Here is a 19576-nt window from a genome sequence, read left to right as displayed (position 1 = left end):
CGTCCCGCTTTCAGTCTCTTGTTGGTGGAGCCAGGGGGAATCGAACCCCCGACCTCTTGAATGCCATTCAAGCGCTCTCCCATCTGAGCTATGACCCCACCGGAGAGAAGCATCGCACCGTTTCCGCCGCGATGCCGGCTATCTAGGACAGGTCGCCGGGGGCCGCAAGGGGAAAATCGCCCCTTTTCCCGGCGCCCGATGTCAGACTTCCTCCTCGTCGCCCGGCACGTCCGCCAAGTCGTCGAGCGAGACGTTGTCGTCGGCATCGTCTTCCAGAAGATCGTCGTCCATCTCGGTGTCGTCGGCGACGGCACCGTCCAAGAGGACGTCTTCGGTTTCCAGATCCTCCACCAGGACGTCGTCATCCTTTTCGGGAACGGCGCGCGAGATGACCGAGGCGGCCATCTTGCGGCGGACAGATTCGATGTCCACGATCTCGCCCGTGTAGGGGCTGACGATCGGGGTCTTGTTGAGGTCGTAGAAGCGTTTGCCGGTCGTTGGGCAGATGCGCTTCGTGCCCCATTCTGCTTTGGGCATGGTGGTCCCTTCGGGTAGTGGGTCAGCAGGAAAACTGCCGCTTGCCACAGGTGCAGGCGACTGTCAAAGCCTTTTGTGTGCCGAGCGAAGTGGCTATGGTCGCGGCAGGTTTCAAGGGGTTTTCATGGCCGTCCTGCCCGGTTCTCCGCCCGTCGAGGTGCATCTCAGGCGTTCCGCCCGGGCACGCAGGTTCTCGCTGCGCGTGTCGCGGCTGGACGGCAAGGTCACGCTGTCGATGCCGCTGCGCGCGCGCGAGGGTGAGGCGCTGGCCTTCCTGAAGGGCCACGAGGGCTGGCTGCGCGAGACGCTGGAGGCGATGCCCGGCTCGACACCGCAGCGTGTGGGGCTGGGGGCGCGGCTGCCGGTCCAGGGGCGGGAACTGACGATCCTGCCGGGAACCGGGCGGCGCATCCGCGTGGAGGGCGAGACGCTGCTGGTCCCGGGTGACGCTGCGGGCGTCGGTCCGCGCGTCGCAGCCTGGCTGAAGGTCCTGGCCCGCGACCGGCTGGCGGAGGCGTCCGCCAGCCATGCCGCCGCGGTGGACCGCCGCTTCAGCGCGATTGCCCTGCGGGATACAAGGTCGCGCTGGGGGTCCTGCTCGCCGGACGGTCGTCTGATGTATTCCTGGCGCCTGATCATGGCCCCGCCCGCGGTGCTGGACTATGTGGCCGCGCATGAAGTGGCGCATCTGGTGGAATTGAACCATTCGCCGGCCTATTGGGCGGTGGTGTCCCGCATCTGCCCGGACTGGAAACGGCAGCGTGCCTGGCTGCATGACCAGGGCCAGACATTGCACCGCCTGCGCTTTCAGGATTGACCGGGCCCGGACCGGGGTGTTCCCTTCGCGCATGGTGACGCCCCGCCCCCCAGATCCGAACGCCGCCGCGCATGAACGGCTCTATCGCACCCTGCGCCAGCAGGTGATGCACGGCGAGCTTGATGCCGGCCAGGCATTGACGCTGCGTGGCCTCGGCAAGCAGTTCGGCGTCTCGATGACGCCGGCGCGCGAGGCGGTGCGGCGGCTGGTCGCCGAAGGGGCGCTGACGTTGTCGTCCTCGGGACGCATCTCGACGCCGGAACTCACGCCCGAGCGGATCGAGGAACTGGCGGCGATCCGGGCGCTGCTGGAGCCGGAGATGGCCGCCCGCGCGCTGCCGCGCGCCCATTTCGCGCTGATCGAGCGGTTGACGGCGATCAACATGGCCAATGCGGAAGCCGCCGTCAAAGGCGACGCGGTTGCCTATGTCCGCACGAACCTGGAGTTTCACCGAACGCTTTACCTGCGCGCCCAGTCGCCCGCGATGCTGGCCCTGTGCGAGACGGTCTGGCTGCAACTGGGGCCGACGATGCGGGCGGTCTATGCGCGGCTGAAGCGGCGGGAGCCTCCGATGCACCACCGGGCGATCCTTGCGGCCCTGAAGGCGGGGGATGAGCCGGGCCTGCGGCTGGCGGTGCGAACCGATGTCACCCAGGGGCTGCGGCATCTGACTGGATAGCCGCCGGAGGCCACCCGGGTTGCATCCCCGGCCGCAGCGCATGACCCGGTGATCGCGCGATCCCGGATACCGCGCCCTGGCGGGGCCTTGGTGCATTTCCGCACAGATACTCCCTGCGTTTGCGCCTTGGCGCGCGGACCAGATCACCCCATCTTCAGCCCAACGCAAATTCAGGAGAGACCCATGTCCATCCGTCCCGTCATCGAGACCCGCCGCGCCCAGCCGCATATCGAGGGCGCAGGCGTCCACCTGCACCGCGCCTTCGGGTTCCAGGACCCGACCGAGGCGGACCCGTTCCTGCTGTTCGACGACTTCCGGGGCGATCACCCCCGCGATTACTCGGCCGGCTTCCCCTGGCACCCGCACCGGGGGATCGAGACGATCACCTATGTGCTGGCAGGGACCGTGGAGCATGGAGATTCGTTGGGCAACCGGGGGATCCTCGGGCCGGGATCGCTGCAACTGATGACCGCCGGCCGGGGCATCCTGCACCAGGAGATGCCGAAGGGCGACGACCAGGGCCGGATGCATGGCTTCCAGCTTTGGGGGAACCTGCCCGGGCGGCTCAAGATGACCGCGCCGCGCTATCAGGACATGCCGGCCGAGGCGCTGCCCGAGCGGCAAGAGGATGACGGCACCTCGATCCGGGTGGTGATCGGCGACTATCGGGGCGTGAAGAGCCCGGTCGAAGGCATCGCGGCGGACCCGCAGTATCTGGATGTCTTCGTCCCGGCGGGCAAGCGCAAGACCTTCAAGGTGGACACCCGCCGCCGGGCCTTTGCCTATGTCTTCGAGGGCGCCGGGAACTTCCGCGACGCGGCGCGGCCCGAGGGCGTGCTCCTGGAAAAGGAAGTGCGCGGGCAGGAGGTCAACATCCGCGACCTGTCCGGCAACCGGACGCTGGTGCGTTTCGGCGCGGGCGACGAGGTGACGGTGACGGCGGGGCCGGAAGGGGTGCGCTTCCTGTTGATCTCGGGCGCGCCGATCGAGGAGCCGGTGGCCTGGGCCGGTCCCATCGTGATGAACACCGAGGCCGAACTGCGCCAGGCCTTCACCGAACTGCGCAACGGGACCTTCATCCGTCCGGCGCACTGAGAAGCGGCCCAAGAATTTTCGCCGAAGATCCTTGGGCGCCACGCGACTTGCGGCGGAGTGGCTTGCACGGGCGTGCGCAGATGGGCAGGCTGGGCGCGTTCACAACGGGACCGCCACATGTTCGTCAGACCCTTCGGCCTTCGCTATCACCGCTTTCTGCGGCGACTGCACCAGGCCTGCCTCTTCGACTGGTATCTGGAGATCGGATGCCGGACGGGCGAGAGTTTCGCTCCGGTGCGGTCCAAGACCCTTGCGGTGGATCCGTTCTTTCGGGCAGAGATCAACATCATCGGCTCGAAGCCGGCGCTGCATGTCTTTCAGCAGACCAGCGACGATTTCTTTGCCGGCGGCTTCATCGCCCGCAACGGCATCCGGCTGGGCCTTGCCTTCCTCGACGGGATGCATCTGTTCGAGTTCCTCCTGCGCGACTTCATCAATACCGAGGCGGCGATGGACCCGAACGGGGTCATCATGATGCACGACTGTGTGCCCTATGACCTGGGGATGACGACGCGCGACCTAGCCAACCTGCCGCGGGGGGCCTGGACCGGGGATGTCTGGAAGCTGATCCCGATCCTGCAAAGGTGGCGGCCGGACTTGCAGGTCACGGTGCTCGACTGCCGGCCGACGGGCCTGGTCTGCGTCTCGGGCCTCGACCCCGAAAACCGGGTCCTGCGCGAGAATTACGACCGGATCCTGGCCGAGTTCACCGAACTGGACATCGAAGGCTACGGGGTCCAGCGGTTCTTCGACAGCTTCGCCATGGCCAGCGGGAAGGACGAGCAGGAAGCGGGATTTCCATTGTTCCGCCCCGCCACCCTGCCCGAAGAGATGGCATTGGTGCCGCAGAAGGTCTCGCCCTAGTCCTGGGCGCGCAGCGTCCCTGACGGGCGCGCAGCCAGAGGGCGCAGCGCGAAGGCAAGGCCGGCGATGAGCGTGGCGAACACTCCGCCCGCGACGATTCCGATGGCTGACAGGGGCTCGAACCGGTAGGACGACTCCATGACGAAGGTCATCACCGCCCAGCCGGAAAGCCCGCCCGCGACCACCGCGACGACGCCGGCCGCCGCCCCCATCAGGGCCGAGCGGAGCGCGAAGCTGGACAGGATCCTGCCGCGTGTCGCGCCCAGCGTCTTGAGGATCGCGGATTCGTAGATCCGGGCCCGTTCGCCCGCCGCCGCCGCGCCGATCAGCACGACGAAGCCCGTGACCAGCGTCCCCGCTGCCGCCCAGGCGGTGGCGGTGGCGATGGCCGACAGCGCCTCGGCCACGCGGTCCACCGCCTCGCGGATGCGGATCGCGGTGATGTTGGGCCAGGTCTGCGTGACCTCGCGCAGGATCGCCGCCTCGGCCTCGGGCGGGGCGTAGACGGTGGCGATATGGGTGTGCGGCGCCCCGGCCAGGGCCGAGGGGTTCAGCGTCATGACGAAACCCATCCCGGCGTTCGAGAAATCGACCTCGCGAAACGAGGTGACGGTGGCGGTCAGGTCGCGGCCCAGGATATTGACGGTCATCCTGTCGCCAAGCTTCAGGCCTATTTCCTCGGCCTCTTCGGCGGCAAAGCTGATCTGGGGGTCGCCTGCGTAGTCCTCGGGCCAGAACTTCCCTGCGGTGATCCGGGTCTTGGGCCCCGGCGTGGCGGCATAGGTGATGCCCCGGTCGCCGCGCACGACCCAGTGGTCGCCGGCGACTTCGCGGGCGGGGCGACCGTTGATCTGCGTAATGACGCCGCGCAGCATCGGCGCGGTCTCGGTTTCGCTCACGGCGGGATTGGCGCGGATCAGGGCGAGGAAGGGGTCGATCTGGTCGGGCTGGATGTCGATGAAGAAGAAGGCCGGCGCCCGGGTCGGCAGGTCGGTCGCGATGGCCTGGCGCAGGTTCCAGTCGATCTGCCCCACGGCGGCAAGGACCGATAGCCCGAGGCCGAGGGACAGGACGACCGAGGTTGCGTCCGACCTTGGGGCGCCGATGGCGGCCAGCGCGGCGCGGGTGGCGGGCCGGCCCCGGGCGATCCGGCTGCGCGCCAGCCGACGCGCGACGAGGCGCAGGGCAAGTGCCGCGAGCCCCAGCACGAGGAGCGCCCCCAGCACCCCGCCGGCCGCGCCAAGCGCGAGTTCCGGGATGCCGGAGGCCCAGGTCGCGCTGCCGATCAGCGCGGCAGAGAGCAGCGCCAGCGCCGCAAGATAGCGCTTGCGCGGCCAGGCGCGGGTGCCAGTCCCGCCGCGATAAAGCGCGGCAGGGCGGATCGTCTCGGTCCGGGCCAGCGGCAGGAGGGTGAAGATCAGCGCCGAGAGCGCGCCGTAGAAGGCGGCCTCGACCAGCGCCATGGGCGCAAGGCGGATCGTGGCGGGGAAGGGCAGCGACGCCTCGATCAGCGGCGCGGCCAGGATCGGGACCACGGCGCCGAGAGCAACGCCAATCGCGATGCCGAGACCGGACAGGATCGCCGTCTGCCAGAGGTAGCTGCGGAAGATCAGCCCGCCCTCGGCACCCAGCGTCTTGAGCGTGGCGATGGTCGCCACCTTGCCGTCGAGATAGGACCGGATCGCGGCCGAGATGCCGACCCCGCCCACCGCAAGGCCCGCAAGGCCCACCAGCACGAGGAAACTGCCGATCCGGTCCACGAAGCTCTCGATCCCCGGAGCTGCGTTGCGGCTGTCGGTCCAGCGCATCCCCTTGTCGCGGAAGGTGTTTTCCGCCTGCCGCTTCAGCTCGTCCAGGTCGGTGCCGGGGGGCAGGAGCAGCCGGTACCGGGTTTCGTACATCGACCCCGAGGCGAGGAGGCCCGAGTTCGCCAATGCGTCCGACCGGACGATGGTGCGCGGGCCGAGCGTGAAGCCGGTCGAGGCGCTGTCAGGTTCGCGCGTGAGCGCGGCGGTCAGGCGGAAGTCCTGCGTGCCGAGGCGGAAGCTGTCGCCGATCTTCAGGGACAGCCGGTCGATCAGCACCGGGTCCATGATCGCACCGGGCAGGCCGCCCTGATCGGCCAGCGCCTCGGCCACCGGGATCTCGGGCGACAGTTCGGCCGCGCCGGTCAGGGGCCAGGCGCCATCGACGGCCTTGATCTGGGTCAGCGCCTGGTCGTCCCCGGTCAGCGCCATGGAGCGGAAATCATACACCTCCGACACCGCCGTTGCCGTGCGTGCCATCCAGGCGCGTTCCTCGGCATCGGCGGCGCGGTAGGTAAAGCGCATCTCGGCATCGCCGCCCAGGATCACCGCGCCCTGGTCGGTCAGGCCCTGCTGGATGCCCGCGCGCAGGGTGCCGACGGCGGCAATCGCGGCCACCCCCAGTGCGAGGCAGGCGAGAAAGACGCGAAATCCACGCAGGCCGCCGCGCAACTCGCGCCGGGCGATGGTGAGGGCGAGGCTCATTCCGCGGCCCGGGCCACGGTCTCGGGCGCAAGCCGGCCATCGGCCAGCCGGATCACCCGGTCGCAGCGTGCCGCCAGTTCCGGGGCATGGGTCACGAGGACCAGCGTCGCCCCGTGCCGGTCGCGCAGGCCGAAGAGCAGGTCCATGATCGCCTGTCCGTTCGCGCCGTCGAGGTTGCCAGTGGGCTCGTCCGCCAGCAGGATCGCCGGACGCGGCGCGGCGGCGCGTGCCAGCGCCACGCGCTGCTGTTCGCCCCCCGACATCTGGCTGGGGTAGTGGTGCATCCGCGCGGCCAGCCCCACGGCGGTCAATTCCGCCTCGGCCCGGTCGAAGGCATCGCCCGCTCCGGCCAGTTCCAGCGGCAGCGCCACGTTTTCCAGCGCGGTCATCGTCGGAATCAGGTGGAAGCTCTGGAACACAACCCCCATATTCCCCCGACGGAAGCGGGCGAGCGCGTCTTCGTCCATCGTCGTCAGGTCCTGCCCCAAGGCCAGCACCTGCCCGCCGGTGGCACGTTCGAGCCCCCCCATGAGCATGAGGAGCGACGACTTGCCCGACCCCGACGGCCCGATCAGCCCCACGGTTTCGCCCCGGTGGACCGATAGCGTGATGCCCTTCAGGATCTCGACCGGCCCGGCATTCCCGGCAAGGGTCAGCCGCGCATCGGTGAGCGCAAGGATCGGGTCGGTCATGCGGGGCGTCCTTCGGGCAATGGTTGCAAAGGGATATGGCGCGCTTGCCCGGCTGCGCAATGGTCTGGCAGTCACGTTCCTGCTGGCAGGAGTGGCCGCGGCCGAGCCGGTGACGGTGGTGGCGCTGGGCGACAGCCTGACGGCGGGTTACGGGCTGGCGGACGCCTCGCAGGGTCTGGTGCCGCAGCTTGAGGCCTGGCTGAAGGCGCGCGGACATGACGTGGTCGTACAGAATGCGGGCGTTTCGGGCGACACGACGGCCGGGGGGCTGGCGCGGATCGGCTGGGCGCTGGGGCCCGAGGCCGATGCGCTGATCGTCACGCTGGGCGGCAACGACCTGTTGCGCGGGATCGACCCGGCCGCCTCGCGGCAGAACCTGGACGGCATCCTGAAGCAGGCTGCGGCGCGCAACCTGCCGGTGCTGCTGGTGGCGATGAAGGCGCCGGGGAACTTCGGGCCGGAGTACAAGGCCGCCTTTGACGCGATGTATGGCGATCTGGCCGCACAATACGGGGCGGTGCTGGCCGACGATTTCTTCGCCGGCCTGCGCGCGGCGGGGGCGGACCCGGCCGATCCGGCCTCGCTGGCCGCCTTCATGCAGGCGGACGGGCTGCACCCGAACCCGGAGGGCGTGCGGCTGGTCGTCGAGGGGCTGGGCCCGAAGGTCGAAGAGCTGCTGGCGCGCGTGAAGGAGTAAGCCGGCCGCCCCTTGCATCCCGCCCCGCCCCGGGCCACGAAGAAGGGGCAGGGGGGCTGGGCTGATGGGCGCTTGGGAATTCTGGATCGACCGGGGCGGCACCTTCACCGATGTGGTGGGCCGCGCGCCGGACCGGCGGCTGGTGACGGCGAAACTTCTGTCAGAGAACCCCGAACGCTATGCCGATGCCGCCGTGCAGGGGATTCGCGACTGTCTGGGACTGCGCAAGGGCGAGCCGATCCCGGACGGGGCAATCTCGGCGGTCAAGATGGGCACCACGGTCGCCACGAATGCCCTCCTGGAGCGGAAGGGCAAACGGGTGGCGCTGCTGATCACCGAGGGGTTCGGCGATCTTCTGCGCATCGGGACGCAGGCGCGGCCTTCGCTGTTCGACCTGAACATCCGCCGCCCGGATCTGCTTTACGAACAGGTATTCGAGATCCCGGGCCGGCTGGATGCCGAAGGCTGCGAGATCCGCCCGCTTAACCTGACGGCGGTAGCCGATGCCCTGGCAAGGGTGCGCGGGGCGGGCATCGGCGCGGTGGCGGTTGCGCTGATGCATGCCCATGTCAATCCGGCGCACGAGGCCGAGATCGGCCGGATGGCGCGCGAGGCCGGGTTCGCCCAGATTTCCCTTTCGCATCAGGTCTCTCGCCTTGCAAAGCTGGTGGCGCGGGGCGATACGACCGTGGTCGATGCCTATCTCTCGCCGATCCTGCGGCGCTATGTGGCGCAGGTCGAGGGCGCGCTGGACATGGGCCGGGCGACGGGGCGGCTTCTGTTCATGCAGTCGAACGGCGGGCTGACCGAGGCCGGGCGCTTTCAGGGCAAGGACGCGATCCTGTCCGGCCCGGCGGGCGGTATCGTCGGCATGGTGCGCACGGCCGAGGCGGCGGGGTTCGACCGGCTGATCGGCTTCGACATGGGCGGCACCTCGACCGATGTCAGCCATTATGCCGGGCAATACGAACGGTCGTTCGAAACCGAGGTCGCGGGCGTCCGTATGCGTGCGCCGATGATGGACATCCACACTGTTGCGGCGGGGGGCGGGTCGATCTGTTCCTTCCGCGACGGGCGGTTCCAGGTCGGCCCGGAAAGCGCCGGTGCCAATCCCGGCCCGGTGTCATATCGCCGGGGCGGGCCGCTGACGATCACCGATTGCAACGTGATGCTGGGCCGCATCTCGCCCGCGCATTTCCCGGCGGTCTTCGGCCCCTCGGGCGACCAGCCGCTGGACGCCGAGGCGGTGCGGCGTGCCTTCGCGACCCTGGCCGAGGAGGTGGCTCAGGCGACCGGCCAGAGCGAGCGGCCCGAGGCGATCGCGGAGGGCTTCCTGCGCATCGCCATCGACAACATGGCCAATGCGATCAAGAAGATCAGCGTCCAGCGCGGGCATGACGTGACAGGCTATGCCCTGCAATGCTTTGGCGGCGCGGGTGGGCAGCATGCCTGCGGGGTTGCGGACGCGCTTGGCATGAAAACAGTTTTCATTCATCCCCAGGCCGGGGTTCTGTCGGCCTTCGGCATGGGCCTGGCCGAGCTGCGAAGCTTGCGAGAGGCGCAGTTCGATGCGCCCCTGTCGGCGGTGGACACGGCCCGCGACAGGATGGCGGCGTTGGCGGAGGAGGCGACCGCGGCGCTGGTCGCCCAGGGCGTGGCGGGGCCGCGACTGACGCTGACGGCGCATCTGCGCTACGAGGGGCAGCACCAGTCGCTGGCGGTGCCCTTCGGCGAGGCGGAGGCCATGGCCGAGGCCTTCGCCGCGGCGCATCGCGCGCGGTTCGGGTTCACCTCTCCCGAGCGGGCGCTGTGGTTCGAGATGCTGGCGGCCGAGGCGGAAGGCGGCGGGGCGGACCTGCCGGAGCTGGCGCCCGGTCCGGGCGCGGGCCAGCCGGCTGGGCAACTGCGCCTCTGGGCCGGAGGGCGCTGGCAGGAGGTGCCGCTCTACCGCCGCGAGGACTGCGGGACGGCGACGCGGATCGCGGGGCCGGCGGTGATCGCCGAGGCGACGGGGACGGTGATCGTCGAGCCGGGATGGGAGGCGACGGTGGACGCAGGCGCCAACCTGATCCTGCGCCGGGTGGCCGAGGTGACGCGGGAGGCGGCGGTGGGCACGGCGGTGGATCCGGTGCGGCTGGAACTGTTCAACAACCTCTTCATGTCGGTCGCCGACCAGATGGGCGCGACGCTGGCCAATACGGCCTGGTCGGTCAACATCAAGGAAAGGCTGGACTTTTCCTGCGCGATCTTCGACGCGGCCGGGGATCTCGTGGCCAATGCCCCGCATGTGCCGGTGCATCTCGGGTCGATGAGCCATGCGGTCAAGATCGTCATCGCGGCGGTCGGCGCCACGGCGCGGGAGGGCGATGCATGGATGCTGAACTCGCCCTGGAACGGCGGTACGCATCTGCCGGATGTGACCGTCATCACGCCGGTCTTCGTGGACGGGCGGCCGGCCTTCTGGCTGGGCTCGCGCGGGCATCATGCCGACATCGGCGGGCGGACGCCGGGCTCGGGCCCGCCGGACAGCCGCACGATCGAGGAGGAGGGGGTGGTCATCGACCTCTTCCACCTGGTGCGGGAGGGCAGGCTGGCCGAGGACGAGACGCGGGCGCTTCTGGGCTCGGGCCGCTGGCCCTGCCGGTCGCCGGATCAGAACATGGCGGACCTCAAGGCGCAGGTCGCGGCGAACGAGACCGGGCGGCGGGAACTGATGCGCGTGGTGGCACAGCATGACGCCGACGTGGTGGCGGCCTACATGGGCCATGTGCAGCGGAATGCCGAGGAATGCGTGCGTGCGGTGATCGACCGGCTGTCGGACGGGGCCTTCCGCCTGCCCCTCGACATCGGCGCCGAGATCGCGGTGCGGGCGACGGTGGACCGGGCCACGCGATCGGCGAAAATCGATTTCACCGGCACCAGCGCGCAGCATCCGGGCAACTACAACGCCCCGCAGGCGGTGACGCGGGCGGTCGTCCTTTACGTCTTCCGCACGCTGGTCGGCAAGCCCATCCCTCTGAACGAGGGTTGCCTGAAGCCGCTGCAGATCGTGGTGCCGGAAGGGACGCTGTTGAACCCGCGCCCGCCGGCGGCGGTGATCGCTGGGAATACCGAGATCAGCCAGTCGGCCTGCAACGCGCTTTACGGCGCGCTGGGGGTCGTGGCGGCGTCGCAGGGGACGATGAACAACTTCATCTGGGGCAACGCCCGCTTCCAGAACTACGAGACCATCGCCGGGGGCACCGGGGCGGGGCCGGGCTTTGCCGGCTGTGACGCGGTGCAAAGCCACATGACCAACACCCGGATGACCGACCCGGAGGTGCTTGAGAAACGCTTCCCCGTCCGGCTGGAGGCGTTCGGGATCCGGCAAGGCTCGGGCGGGGCAGGGCGCTGGCCGGGCGGCAACGGCGCGGTGCGGCGTCTGCGGTTCCTGGAGCCGGTGACGGTCACGACGCTCTGCGGCAGCCGGAAGGTCGCGCCCTTCGGCGCGGGGGGCGGGGGCGCAGGCGCGGTGGGCGAGAACCTGGTGCATTGGCCGGACGGGCGGATCGAGCGGCTGGAGGGCAATGACGAGCGCGACCTGCCGGCGGGTGCGCTGTTCGAGATGCGCACCCCGGGCGGCGGAGGCTGGGGCAAGGCATAGGCGGCGGTTGGCCGGGATCGCGGGCCGTCATTGCCCTGTTGCAGTCGGCTTCCCATATTGGGTGCGACATCCCGAGGAGGCCCCGATGCTGAACGCGAAATCCCTGCTGGACGACCTGATGGGCGGGCTGAACCAGCTGACCGGAAGCCAAGGGGCCAAGGGTCTGACCGACAAGGCAAAAGAGACCTGGAATAACCAGTCGGCCCTTGGCAAGGGCGCTATCGCAGGCGGGCTTCTGGGGTTGATCCTGACCAGCGGCGGGCGGCGGATGCTGGGCACCTCGCTGAAGATCGGCGGCATGGCGGCGATCGGCGGGCTGGCCTACAAGGCCTACGAGGACTGGAAGGCCGGGCGCTCGGGCGGTGGGACGGCGGCGCTGCCGAGCCCCGAGGGCACCGAGTTCCTGCCCTCGGATCCGGCGGCGGCGGACGAGTTGGCGACGCACCTGTTGCAGGCGATGGTCTCGGCGGCCAAGGCCGATGGACATGTCACACCGGATGAGCGCGCGCGGATCGACGGGCAGCTGGGCAACCTTGGCCTTGGCGACGAGGCCGCGGCGCTGATCGCGGCCGAACTGGACGCGCCGCTCGATGCCGCGCGGATTGCGGCGCTGGCGAACTCCGAGGCCGAAGCGGTGCAGCTTTACGCGGTCTCGCTGCTGGCGGTGGACCCGGATACCGAGGCAGAGAGGGCCTATCTCGCCGAGCTTGCCGGTGCGCTGAAGCTGGACGCCGGCTTGGTCGAGCGCCTGCATGCCGAGGCGGCGCGGCTTTAACCCTTCGCGATGGCGCGGTCCAGGAGGCGGGTCGGCAGGATCCGCCGCAGGAAACCGGCGATGTAGGTCGGCGTGGTGACGTAGTAGCGCGCCCTGGGGCGGCGATGTTCCAGCGCGTGGATAAGCTTGGCCGTCACCGCGTCGGGGCCAAGCTCGAAGGCGTCCTTATTCGTCTTCTTGTCATAGAGCCGACCGCGCAGCGCGGCATACTGGTCGCGCCGGGCGGACTGTTCCCAGTCGATCCAGCGTTCGAAATGCGGCACGGCGTTTTCGCGGATCTTCGTCGCGATGGGGCCGGGTTCGATCAGGATCACCTCGATCCCGGTGCCGCGCATTTCCAGCCGCAGGACATCCGACAGCCCCTCCAGCGCGAACTTGGTCGAGACATAGGCCCCGCGCCAGGTGGCCCCGACAAGGCCCAGGACGGAAGAGCAGTTGACGATCCGGCCGTGCCCTTGCGCGCGCATAAGCGGGATCACCCGGCGGGTCAGGTCGTGGGTGCCGAAGAGGTTGGTCTCGAAGATCTCGCGCAGGGCGCCGCGGGGGATGTCCTCGACCGCGCCGGGGCAGGCGAAGGCACCGTTGTTGTAAAGCGCGTCCAGCCTGCCGCCCGTGCGCGCGACGACCTCGGCCACGGCGGCGGCGATGCTGTCCTCGTCGGCGAGGTCGAGGCGGAAGCTTTCCAGCCCCTCGGCGGTCAGGCGGTCGCAGTCGGCCTGCTGCCGGCAGGTCGCGAACACGCGCCAGCCGCGGGCTTTGAGGGTGCGGGCGGCATCAAGGCCGATGCCCGACGAACAGCCGGTGATCAGGACGGAACGCTGTGGCATCTGGGCTCCTGCGCGGGACGGCCCGCCTACGGAGCCTCGGGGCTGAGGTAGCGCATCGCGACGAAGCCTTCCACCCCGTCGCCCTGGATGACGATGCGCGCCCAGTCCTTGTTGACCGCCTGCACCAGAAGCGCCGCCTCGCCCGAGCCGAGCTTGCCCAGCACTTCCGCATCGGTCGAGGGTTCGGCGCGGACGTTCACCGAATTGGCGACGACGTACCAGATGGTGCCCTCGCCGCCCTCGGCGACTTCGGGCACGGGCTCGGCCGCTGCTTCGCCGGGGACGGGTTCGGTGCCAAGCGAGGCCAGCGAGAACACCGGCTCTTCCACGCGCGTCACCAGCTGGCGGACCGGCTCGACATAGGGTTGCGGCGCGACGGCGGGTTGCGGCGCGACCGGCTCGGCTGCGGCGCTGGCCACGGTCGGCGACGGCGCGGACGCCGAGGGTGCGGGCGTGCCGGGTTTCGTCACTGGAGCGGCCGAGACCACGGTCACCGCCTCTTCAGGTCGGGTCGGCGCCGCCGATTCGGCCAAGGTATCCCCGCCGGCGGCCGCAAGCCGGGCCGCCGCATCGGCAAGCCCCGGGCGCAACTGGCCCCGGTCTTCACCGGCAATCATAAGGGCCGCATAAAGCCCCGCACACAAAATCAACGTCAGGCGCAGCATCTGGAATCCGTTTCCCGGTTTCGCCTCTCATACCACAGGCATCTGAGGGGCGTGCAGGAAAAATGCGCGACGATCGACTTCGGTTCCCTGCCCTGTCATTGCCATCTGGACCGGGCGGCCGGATTTCCCTACACAACATCCATGACGAGTGATGACGACGAGCCCAAGATCGAGGGGCGGGACGACCTGACCACCTCGGAACCCCTGTCCCGCGCGATCGGGGAGAGGTATCTGACCTATGCGCTGTCGACCATCATGCACCGCGCGCTGCCCGATGCGCGCGACGGATTGAAGCCGGTCCACCGGCGAATCCTGTGGGCGATGCGGCGCTTGCGGCTGACGCCCACGGGGGGGTTCCTGAAATCGGCGAAGATCAGCGGCGACACGATGGGGGACTTCCACCCGCACGGCGACGCCGCGATCTACGACGCGATGGCGCGGCTCGCGCAGGATTTCAACATGCGCTACCCGCTGGTCGACGGGCAGGGCAACTTCGGCAACATCGACGGCGACAACCCGGCGGCCAGCCGCTACACCGAGGCCCGCGTGACCGCCGCCGCCGAGGCGCTGATGGAAGGCATCGACGAGACCGCCGTCGATTTCCGCCCGAACTACGATGGCCGCCTGGAAGAGCCCGTGGTGCTGCCGGCGGCCTTCCCGAACCTGCTGGCCAACGGCTCGTCGGGCATCGCGGTGGGGATGGCCACGAACATCCCGCCGCACAACCTGGATGAGCTGATCGACGGCTGCCAGGCCTTGCTGGAAGACCCGAACCTGTCGGACGAGGCGCTGGTCGCGCTGATCCCCGGCCCGGACTTCCCGACCGGCGGGGTGATCGTGGAACCGCGTGACAGCATCCTGGAAGCCTACAAGACCGGCCGCGGCGCCTTCCGTACCCGCGCCAAGTGGCAGGTCGAGGATCTGGGCCGCGGCACCTGGCAGATCGTGGTGACGGAAATCCCGTTCCAGGTGCAGAAGTCGAAGCTGATCGAGAAGCTGGCCGAGCTTATCCAGATCAAGAAGGTTCCCCTTCTGGCCGATGTCCGGGACGAATCCGCCGAGGATATCCGGCTGATCCTGGAGCCCCGCGCCCGAAACGTGGACCCCGAGGTGCTGATGGGAAGCCTGTTCCGCAACTCGGACCTGGAAGTACGCTTCAGCCTGAACATGAACGTGCTGATCGACGGAAAGGTGCCCAAGGTCTGTTCGCTGAAAGAGGTGCTGCGGGCGTTCCTCGACCACCGGCGCGACGTGCTGCGGCGGCGCAGCCAGCACCGCATCGAGAAGATCGACGCGCGGCTCGAGGTGCTGGAGGGTCTCCTGATCGCCTTCCTGAACCTCGACCGCGTGATTGACATCATCCGATATGATGACGACCCCAAGGCCGCCTTGATGGCCGAGGACTGGTCGAAATCGCACATCCGGGCGACGTCGGAGAAGGACTACAGATCTCCGGCCAGGGGGGGCGAGGGCCAGCTGACCGAGGTGCAGGCCGAGGCGATCCTGAACATGCGGTTGCGCAGCCTGCGGCGGCTGGAAGAGATGGAGCTGAACGCCGAGCGCGACGCGCTGATGAAGGAACGCGCCGATCTGGCCGACCTTCTGGACAGCGAGCGCCGCCAGTGGAAGCGGATCGGGAAAGAGCTGGACGAGGTTCGCAAGCTTTATGGCAAGCACACCGCGCTGGGCGCGCGGCGGACCCAGTTCGCCGACGCGACCGAGGTCGAGGAGATCCCCTACGAGGCGATGATCGACCGGGAACCCATCACGGTCATCTGCTCGAAGATGGGTTGGATCCGGGCGATGAAGGGCCATGTCGATCTGGCGGCGGAACAGAAGTTCAAGGACGGCGACGGCCCGCGCTTTGCCTTCCATGCCGAGACGACGGACAAGATCCTGCTGGTGGCCGAGAACGGGCGGTTCTACACGCTTCTCGGCGCGAACCTGCCCGGCGGGCGGGGTATGGGCGAACCCGTGCGTCTGATGGTGGACCTGCCGAACGACACCGGGATCACCGATCTTCTGGTCTGGCGGGCGGGGCAGAAGTATCTGCTGGCCTCGTCGGCGGGCGACGGGTTCATCGTGCCGTCCGAGGAACTCTTGGCGCAGACCAAGGCCGGAAAGGCCGTGCTGACGGTGCGGGACGGGGTGAAGACGGCGGTCTGCACCTTGGTCAGCGGCGACATGGTCGCGGTCGTGGGCGACAACCGGAAGATGCTGGTCTTCCCGCTGGCCGAACTGCCGGAGATGGCCAAGGGCAAGGGCGTGCGGTTGCAGAAGTACAAGGACGGCGGGCTGTCGGATGCGATCACCTTCAACAAGGCCGACGGTCTGTCGTGGAAGGACCCCGCCGGGCGGACGCGAACCGAGACCGACCTTCTGGAATGGACCGGCGCCCGCGCCAGCGCCGGCAAGATGGCGCCGCGCGGCTTCCCGCGCGACAACCGGTTCACCTGAGGCTCAGGTCTCTGCCCACATCCGGATGAGATTGGCCCGGGTCTTGGCCAGCCGGTCGAACTGCGCGCTCTTGCCCTCCCGGGAATGGGCGGCCTCGACCGCCTGATCCAGGTCGAACAGGATCTCGCGCTGGTCAGCCCGGCGGATCTGGCTTTGCACCCAGCCCACCACCGCCAAACGTTCGCCCCGCGTCACCGGCTCGACCCGGTGCAGCGTGGTCGAGGGATAGAGGATCAGATCGCCGGCACCTGGCCTGATCGCGCGCGTCTCCAGCGTGTCCTCGATGACGAGGGCCCCGCCATCGTAGCTTGCCGGATCGCACAGGAAAAACGTGAAGGAAAGGTCGGTCCGCAGCCCCCCCATCACCGCATCATCGACGTGCAGCCCGTAGGTCTGGCCCTCGCGGTAGCGCGACAGGATCAGCGGACTGATCGCGCGCGGCCGGGCCGCCGAGCGGAACAGGCCGTTCTCCCGCAGGGCCCGCTCGACCCGGGCAAGGATCGCCTCCCGCTCGGGCGAGGGGGCGGCCTGATCATTGGCCTTGACCTCGCGCGCAAAGCGGCCGGCCGTGGCCTTTCCGTCGGCAAAGTCAAGCTCGCGCGCCGCCTCGCGCAAGACTGCCGCCTCGGCCGGCGGGATCAGCCCCTGGATCACCAGCATCATGGCCTATCGCACCGAGGAAAGGGCCAGTTCCACCCCGGCGGCTACGGCGAGCAGGATTGCCGGATCCCGGGCCTCGAGCGTCGGGGCGGACAGGTCGCCGAAGGCTTCGCCTGCGTCCTGCAGGGCGGCCAGAGCCTTGCTCGCCTGCGCCGCAGCAGCCGGATCAGTCGCCAGGGCTTCGGCCTGCCGGCGAGCGAGCATAACGAAGGCTGCGGCTTCGTGATAGGCGTAGGGATCCGTGACCCTCGTGTTCTCGATGCTTTCGTCATACTCATGCGCGGCGGCGCGGACCAGCAGCGCAAGCGCATCGGCCCGGGCGCGCAAGTCGTCGGGTCCGGCGGCCGCCGCTGTCGCGAATGCGGTCTGGACCGCCGCCAGGGCGGTTTCGACCTCGGCGAGCGGAGCCTTCGCTTCCATCGCAGCCGAGAAGGCCGCCATCGCCGGGGTCACGTCCGGCACGCCCCGCGCGGCGAGATTGGCGCGAACCTCCTCCATCATCTCGGCCTCGGGATGCCAGGACAGGCCGACCGCCTCGTCCACCATGCCCTTGCGGTAGAGGTCCAGGGCCGCGACCAGGTGGCCTTCCACGATCGCCAGCTGCGCCAGATAGGCCACGTTCGCGTCGGCCCCGGCGATCGCACCGGCCTCGCCCCCTTCTCCGCCTTCGGCCTGGGCCAGCCAGACCATGCCTTGCGATGCCTTCTCCGGCGTCGCTGGCGGTGCAACAAGCCCCTGTGCAAGAGCCGGAGCCGTCGCAAGGGCGATGGCGCTGCCGGCGGCGATACCCGTCCAGAGCCGGGGCGCGACGGGCCGGGGCCGCGTCGGGCGAGGCGTCGAGGGAGGGAAGGTCATGGAAATACTCCTGAAAGATGACTGATAAACTCGGGAATAGTGCCACCCGCCTCGGGGAGTCAATAATGTTGATTAAAATAATCGGAAATATGGTCCAATCGGGCCAGGCCGCAGATGACAGGGCAACCGCGCGTCGGGATGCGCTGGGACCTTGGGCTTCAGGCCCGCTCTACCTTCAACCAGACGCCGCCCTGCGGGCGCAGGGTCAGGATCATGACCGGCTTCGGTTCCTTCCCCGGGATGGGGGTGAAGCGGAAGCGGGCGAGGAGTGTCGCCAGCACGATCACCGCCTCTTGCAGCGCGAACGACGCGCCGATGCAGATGCGGGGGCCGTCGCCGAAGGGCAGGTACTGAAAGCGCGGGATCGCCTTGGGGTCGGCGAAACGGTCGGGGCGGAAGGCGTCGGGGTCCTCCCACAAGAGCCGGTGCCGGTGCAGCGCGTAAATCGGCAGGATCACCGTGTCGCCGGGGCGGACCTCGCGGCCGCAGAGGGTATCGGCGGCCATCGCGGTGCGCGACAGGAAGGCGGCGGGGGGATACATCCGCAAGGCCTCGTCCACGATCCGGCGGGTCAGGGGCAGGGACGCGAGGTCGGCCACCGTCGCCGCCCGGTCGCCCAGGGCCGCCTGCGCCTCGGCCCGGGCGGCGGTCTGCGCGTCCTGGTCGAAGGCGCAGAGATAAAGCGCCCAGGCCAGGGTCAGCGCCGTCGTCTCGTGCCCTGCGACGATGAAGGTGAGAAGGTTGTCGCGCAGTTCCGACGTCGTCATCCGTCGCCCGCTTTCCGGGTCGGACCCGGCCATCAACAGGTCGAGGAGGTCAGGAGGCGTCTTCCCGCCCTCGGCCTTCCGGGCCTCGATCGCCCGGTCGGCCAGGCGCTTGGTGTCACGCATCGCGCTGCCGGTGAACAGGCGGTTCGGGCGGGGCACCCAGGGCGGCGCGCCGAGGACGTCGAGAAGCGAGACCTTCGCGGTGTCGGCGATGTACTGCTCAATGGCGGCATGCACCGCGCCCCGGTCGAAGCCCGACCCGTCCGAGAAGGTGACATCCGCGATCACCTCGAAGGTCGCAGTCACCATCTCGTCGAAGAGGTCCGCCGCCCTGCCCACGGCGCGGTCGAGCCGCGCGACCGAGCGTTCCGCCGCCGCCGTCATCACCGGGCCAAGGGCCGAGACGTTGCGGTGGGAGAACACCGGCGCGGCCGTCCGGCGCTGCCACATCCACTGCGCGCCTTCCGCGACGAACAGGCTGTCGCCGATCGCGGGTTCAAGGATCAGCTTCGTCACCACCGATTTCGGATAGTCGTCCACCCGGTCGCGCAGCACCTGTTTCAGCCCGTCGGGGTCCATCAGCATGTGCCAGCGCTTGCCGGTGCGGCCCGACAGGATCGGCACACGGGTCGCGATCTCGGGGATCAGTTCCAGCACGTTGCGCTGCGCCGCGCGGAAGCTGGCCCAGACCCCCATCGGCTCGGTGTGGAGGGGAACGCGGGCGGGAAGGGCGGGCGGGGCGTCGAGCATGTGGGGGAAGATAGGACAGAGCGGCCTTTCGGCAAAGCGCGGCACTGACGCAGGCCAGACTGTCGGGCCGATCAGGCTTGAATTTCCCGCACGCGCGGGCTAAGTCGCCGCGCGTGTAATCTCGGGCTCCCCGCGGGCCCGATCTGGACAAGGGCGGACAACGCGATGGCGAAGGCAAAGTTTGAACGGACGAAACCGCATGTGAACATCGGGACCATCGGTCACGTTGACCACGGCAAGACGACGCTGACGGCGGCGATCACGAAGTATTTCGGCGAATTCCGCG

At 69.2% G+C, this 19576-nt stretch carries 17 protein-coding genes and 1 tRNA gene; 9 read left to right on the top strand and 9 right to left on the bottom strand.

The genetic code is table 11. The annotated features are described in order from the left end of the window. Positions 1-22: 22 nt before the first annotated feature. Positions 23-98: transfer RNA gene (locus ACK4IU_RS06430), tRNA-Ala, on the bottom strand. A 103-nt stretch (positions 99-201) separates the two neighbouring features. Further along, a complete protein-coding gene (locus tag ACK4IU_RS06425; RefSeq protein WP_409732811.1) occupies positions 202-537 on the bottom strand; it encodes a TIGR02300 family protein in 336 nt (111 codons plus the stop codon). 124 nt (positions 538-661) lie between these two features. Between ACK4IU_RS06425 and ACK4IU_RS06420 the strand changes: the two genes are divergently transcribed. From ACK4IU_RS06420 to ACK4IU_RS06405, 4 genes are all read left to right on the top strand, one after another. Beyond that, positions 662-1354, top strand: a complete 693-nt coding sequence (locus tag ACK4IU_RS06420) for a M48 family metallopeptidase (RefSeq protein WP_409732809.1) — start codon at positions 662-664, stop codon at positions 1352-1354. Positions 1355-1385: 31 nt separating this feature from the next. After that, positions 1386-2033, top strand: a complete 648-nt coding sequence (locus ACK4IU_RS06415) for a GntR family transcriptional regulator (RefSeq protein ID WP_149589348.1) — start codon at positions 1386-1388, stop codon at positions 2031-2033. Positions 2034-2216: 183 nt separating this feature from the next. Further along, entirely contained in the window at positions 2217-3128 is a 912-nt protein-coding gene (locus tag ACK4IU_RS06410) for a pirin family protein (RefSeq protein WP_409732807.1), read from the top strand. 117 nt (positions 3129-3245) lie between these two features. Beyond that, positions 3246-3992 (top strand): class I SAM-dependent methyltransferase, encoded by a 747-nt coding sequence (locus ACK4IU_RS06405; RefSeq protein WP_409732805.1) that lies wholly within the window; start codon positions 3246-3248, stop codon positions 3990-3992. Here ACK4IU_RS06405 and ACK4IU_RS06400 read toward each other — a convergent pair. Continuing rightward, complete coding sequence (locus ACK4IU_RS06400) at positions 3989-6502, bottom strand: ABC transporter permease (RefSeq protein WP_409732803.1); 2514 nt, start codon at positions 6500-6502, stop codon at positions 3989-3991. The two genes, ACK4IU_RS06405 and ACK4IU_RS06400, sit on opposite strands and share 4 nt — an antisense overlap. Beyond that, the gene (locus ACK4IU_RS06395; protein ID WP_409732801.1) at positions 6499-7194 is read right to left on the bottom strand and encodes an ABC transporter ATP-binding protein; all 696 of its coding nucleotides are present in this window, start codon (positions 7192-7194) and stop codon (positions 6499-6501) included. Before ACK4IU_RS06395 ends, ACK4IU_RS06400 begins: the two co-directional genes overlap by 4 nt. A gap of 19 nt (positions 7195-7213) precedes the next feature. Here ACK4IU_RS06395 and ACK4IU_RS06390 point away from each other — a divergent pair, with 19 nt between their 5' ends. The 3 genes from ACK4IU_RS06390 (at position 7214) to ACK4IU_RS06380 (ending at position 12309) form a co-directional block, all read left to right on the top strand. Next, on the top strand, positions 7214-7891 hold the full coding sequence (locus tag ACK4IU_RS06390; protein ID WP_409732799.1) for an arylesterase: 678 nt from the start codon (positions 7214-7216) through the stop codon (positions 7889-7891). Between the two features lie 64 nt (positions 7892-7955). Continuing rightward, positions 7956-11534, top strand: a complete 3579-nt coding sequence (locus tag ACK4IU_RS06385) for a hydantoinase B/oxoprolinase family protein (protein ID WP_409732797.1) — start codon at positions 7956-7958, stop codon at positions 11532-11534. Positions 11535-11619: 85 nt separating this feature from the next. Further along, positions 11620-12309 carry a tellurite resistance TerB family protein gene (locus tag ACK4IU_RS06380; protein WP_409732795.1) on the top strand — a complete coding sequence of 230 codons (690 nt, stop codon included), beginning with the start codon at positions 11620-11622 and terminating at the stop codon, positions 12307-12309. On the opposite strand, the gene ACK4IU_RS06375 is transcribed toward ACK4IU_RS06380, so the two are convergent. Together ACK4IU_RS06375 and ACK4IU_RS06370 are read right to left on the bottom strand one after the other, a co-directional pair. Then, complete coding sequence (locus ACK4IU_RS06375; RefSeq protein WP_409732793.1) at positions 12306-13136, bottom strand: SDR family oxidoreductase; 831 nt, start codon at positions 13134-13136, stop codon at positions 12306-12308. The two genes, ACK4IU_RS06380 and ACK4IU_RS06375, sit on opposite strands and share 4 nt — an antisense overlap. A 26-nt stretch (positions 13137-13162) precedes the next feature. Continuing rightward, complete coding sequence (locus ACK4IU_RS06370; RefSeq protein WP_409732791.1) at positions 13163-13801, bottom strand: SH3 domain-containing protein; 639 nt, start codon at positions 13799-13801, stop codon at positions 13163-13165. Between the two features lie 141 nt (positions 13802-13942). Here ACK4IU_RS06370 and parC point away from each other — a divergent pair, with 141 nt between their 5' ends. Beyond that, on the top strand, positions 13943-16258 hold the full coding sequence (gene parC, locus ACK4IU_RS06365) for a DNA topoisomerase IV subunit A (protein ID WP_409732789.1): 2316 nt from the start codon (positions 13943-13945) through the stop codon (positions 16256-16258). Between the two features lie 3 nt (positions 16259-16261). Here the strand turns inward: parC and ACK4IU_RS06360 are convergent, their stop codons facing one another. From ACK4IU_RS06360 to ACK4IU_RS06350, 3 genes are all read right to left on the bottom strand, one after another. Further along, positions 16262-16921 (bottom strand): Fe2+-dependent dioxygenase, encoded by a 660-nt coding sequence (locus ACK4IU_RS06360; RefSeq protein ID WP_409732787.1) that lies wholly within the window; start codon positions 16919-16921, stop codon positions 16262-16264. A 3-nt stretch (positions 16922-16924) separates the two neighbouring features. Next, positions 16925-17773 (bottom strand): hypothetical protein, encoded by an 849-nt coding sequence (locus ACK4IU_RS06355; protein ID WP_409732785.1) that lies wholly within the window; start codon positions 17771-17773, stop codon positions 16925-16927. A 158-nt stretch (positions 17774-17931) separates the two neighbouring features. Continuing rightward, the gene (locus ACK4IU_RS06350) at positions 17932-19290 is read right to left on the bottom strand and encodes a cytochrome P450 (protein ID WP_409732783.1); all 1359 of its coding nucleotides are present in this window, start codon (positions 19288-19290) and stop codon (positions 17932-17934) included. Between the two features lie 165 nt (positions 19291-19455). Here ACK4IU_RS06350 and ACK4IU_RS06345 point away from each other — a divergent pair. Then, the coding region (locus tag ACK4IU_RS06345) for a GTP-binding protein (RefSeq protein WP_409732969.1) at positions 19456-19576 on the top strand (121 nt) is incomplete at its 3' end.

It is taken from the genome of Tabrizicola flagellatus (assembly GCF_046295235.1).
GTDB lineage: Bacteria > Pseudomonadota > Alphaproteobacteria > Rhodobacterales > Rhodobacteraceae > Tabrizicola > Tabrizicola flagellata_A.
The sequence above is the reverse complement of the archived record's forward strand: the minus strand, read 5'-3'. Positions and strand labels throughout refer to the sequence as shown.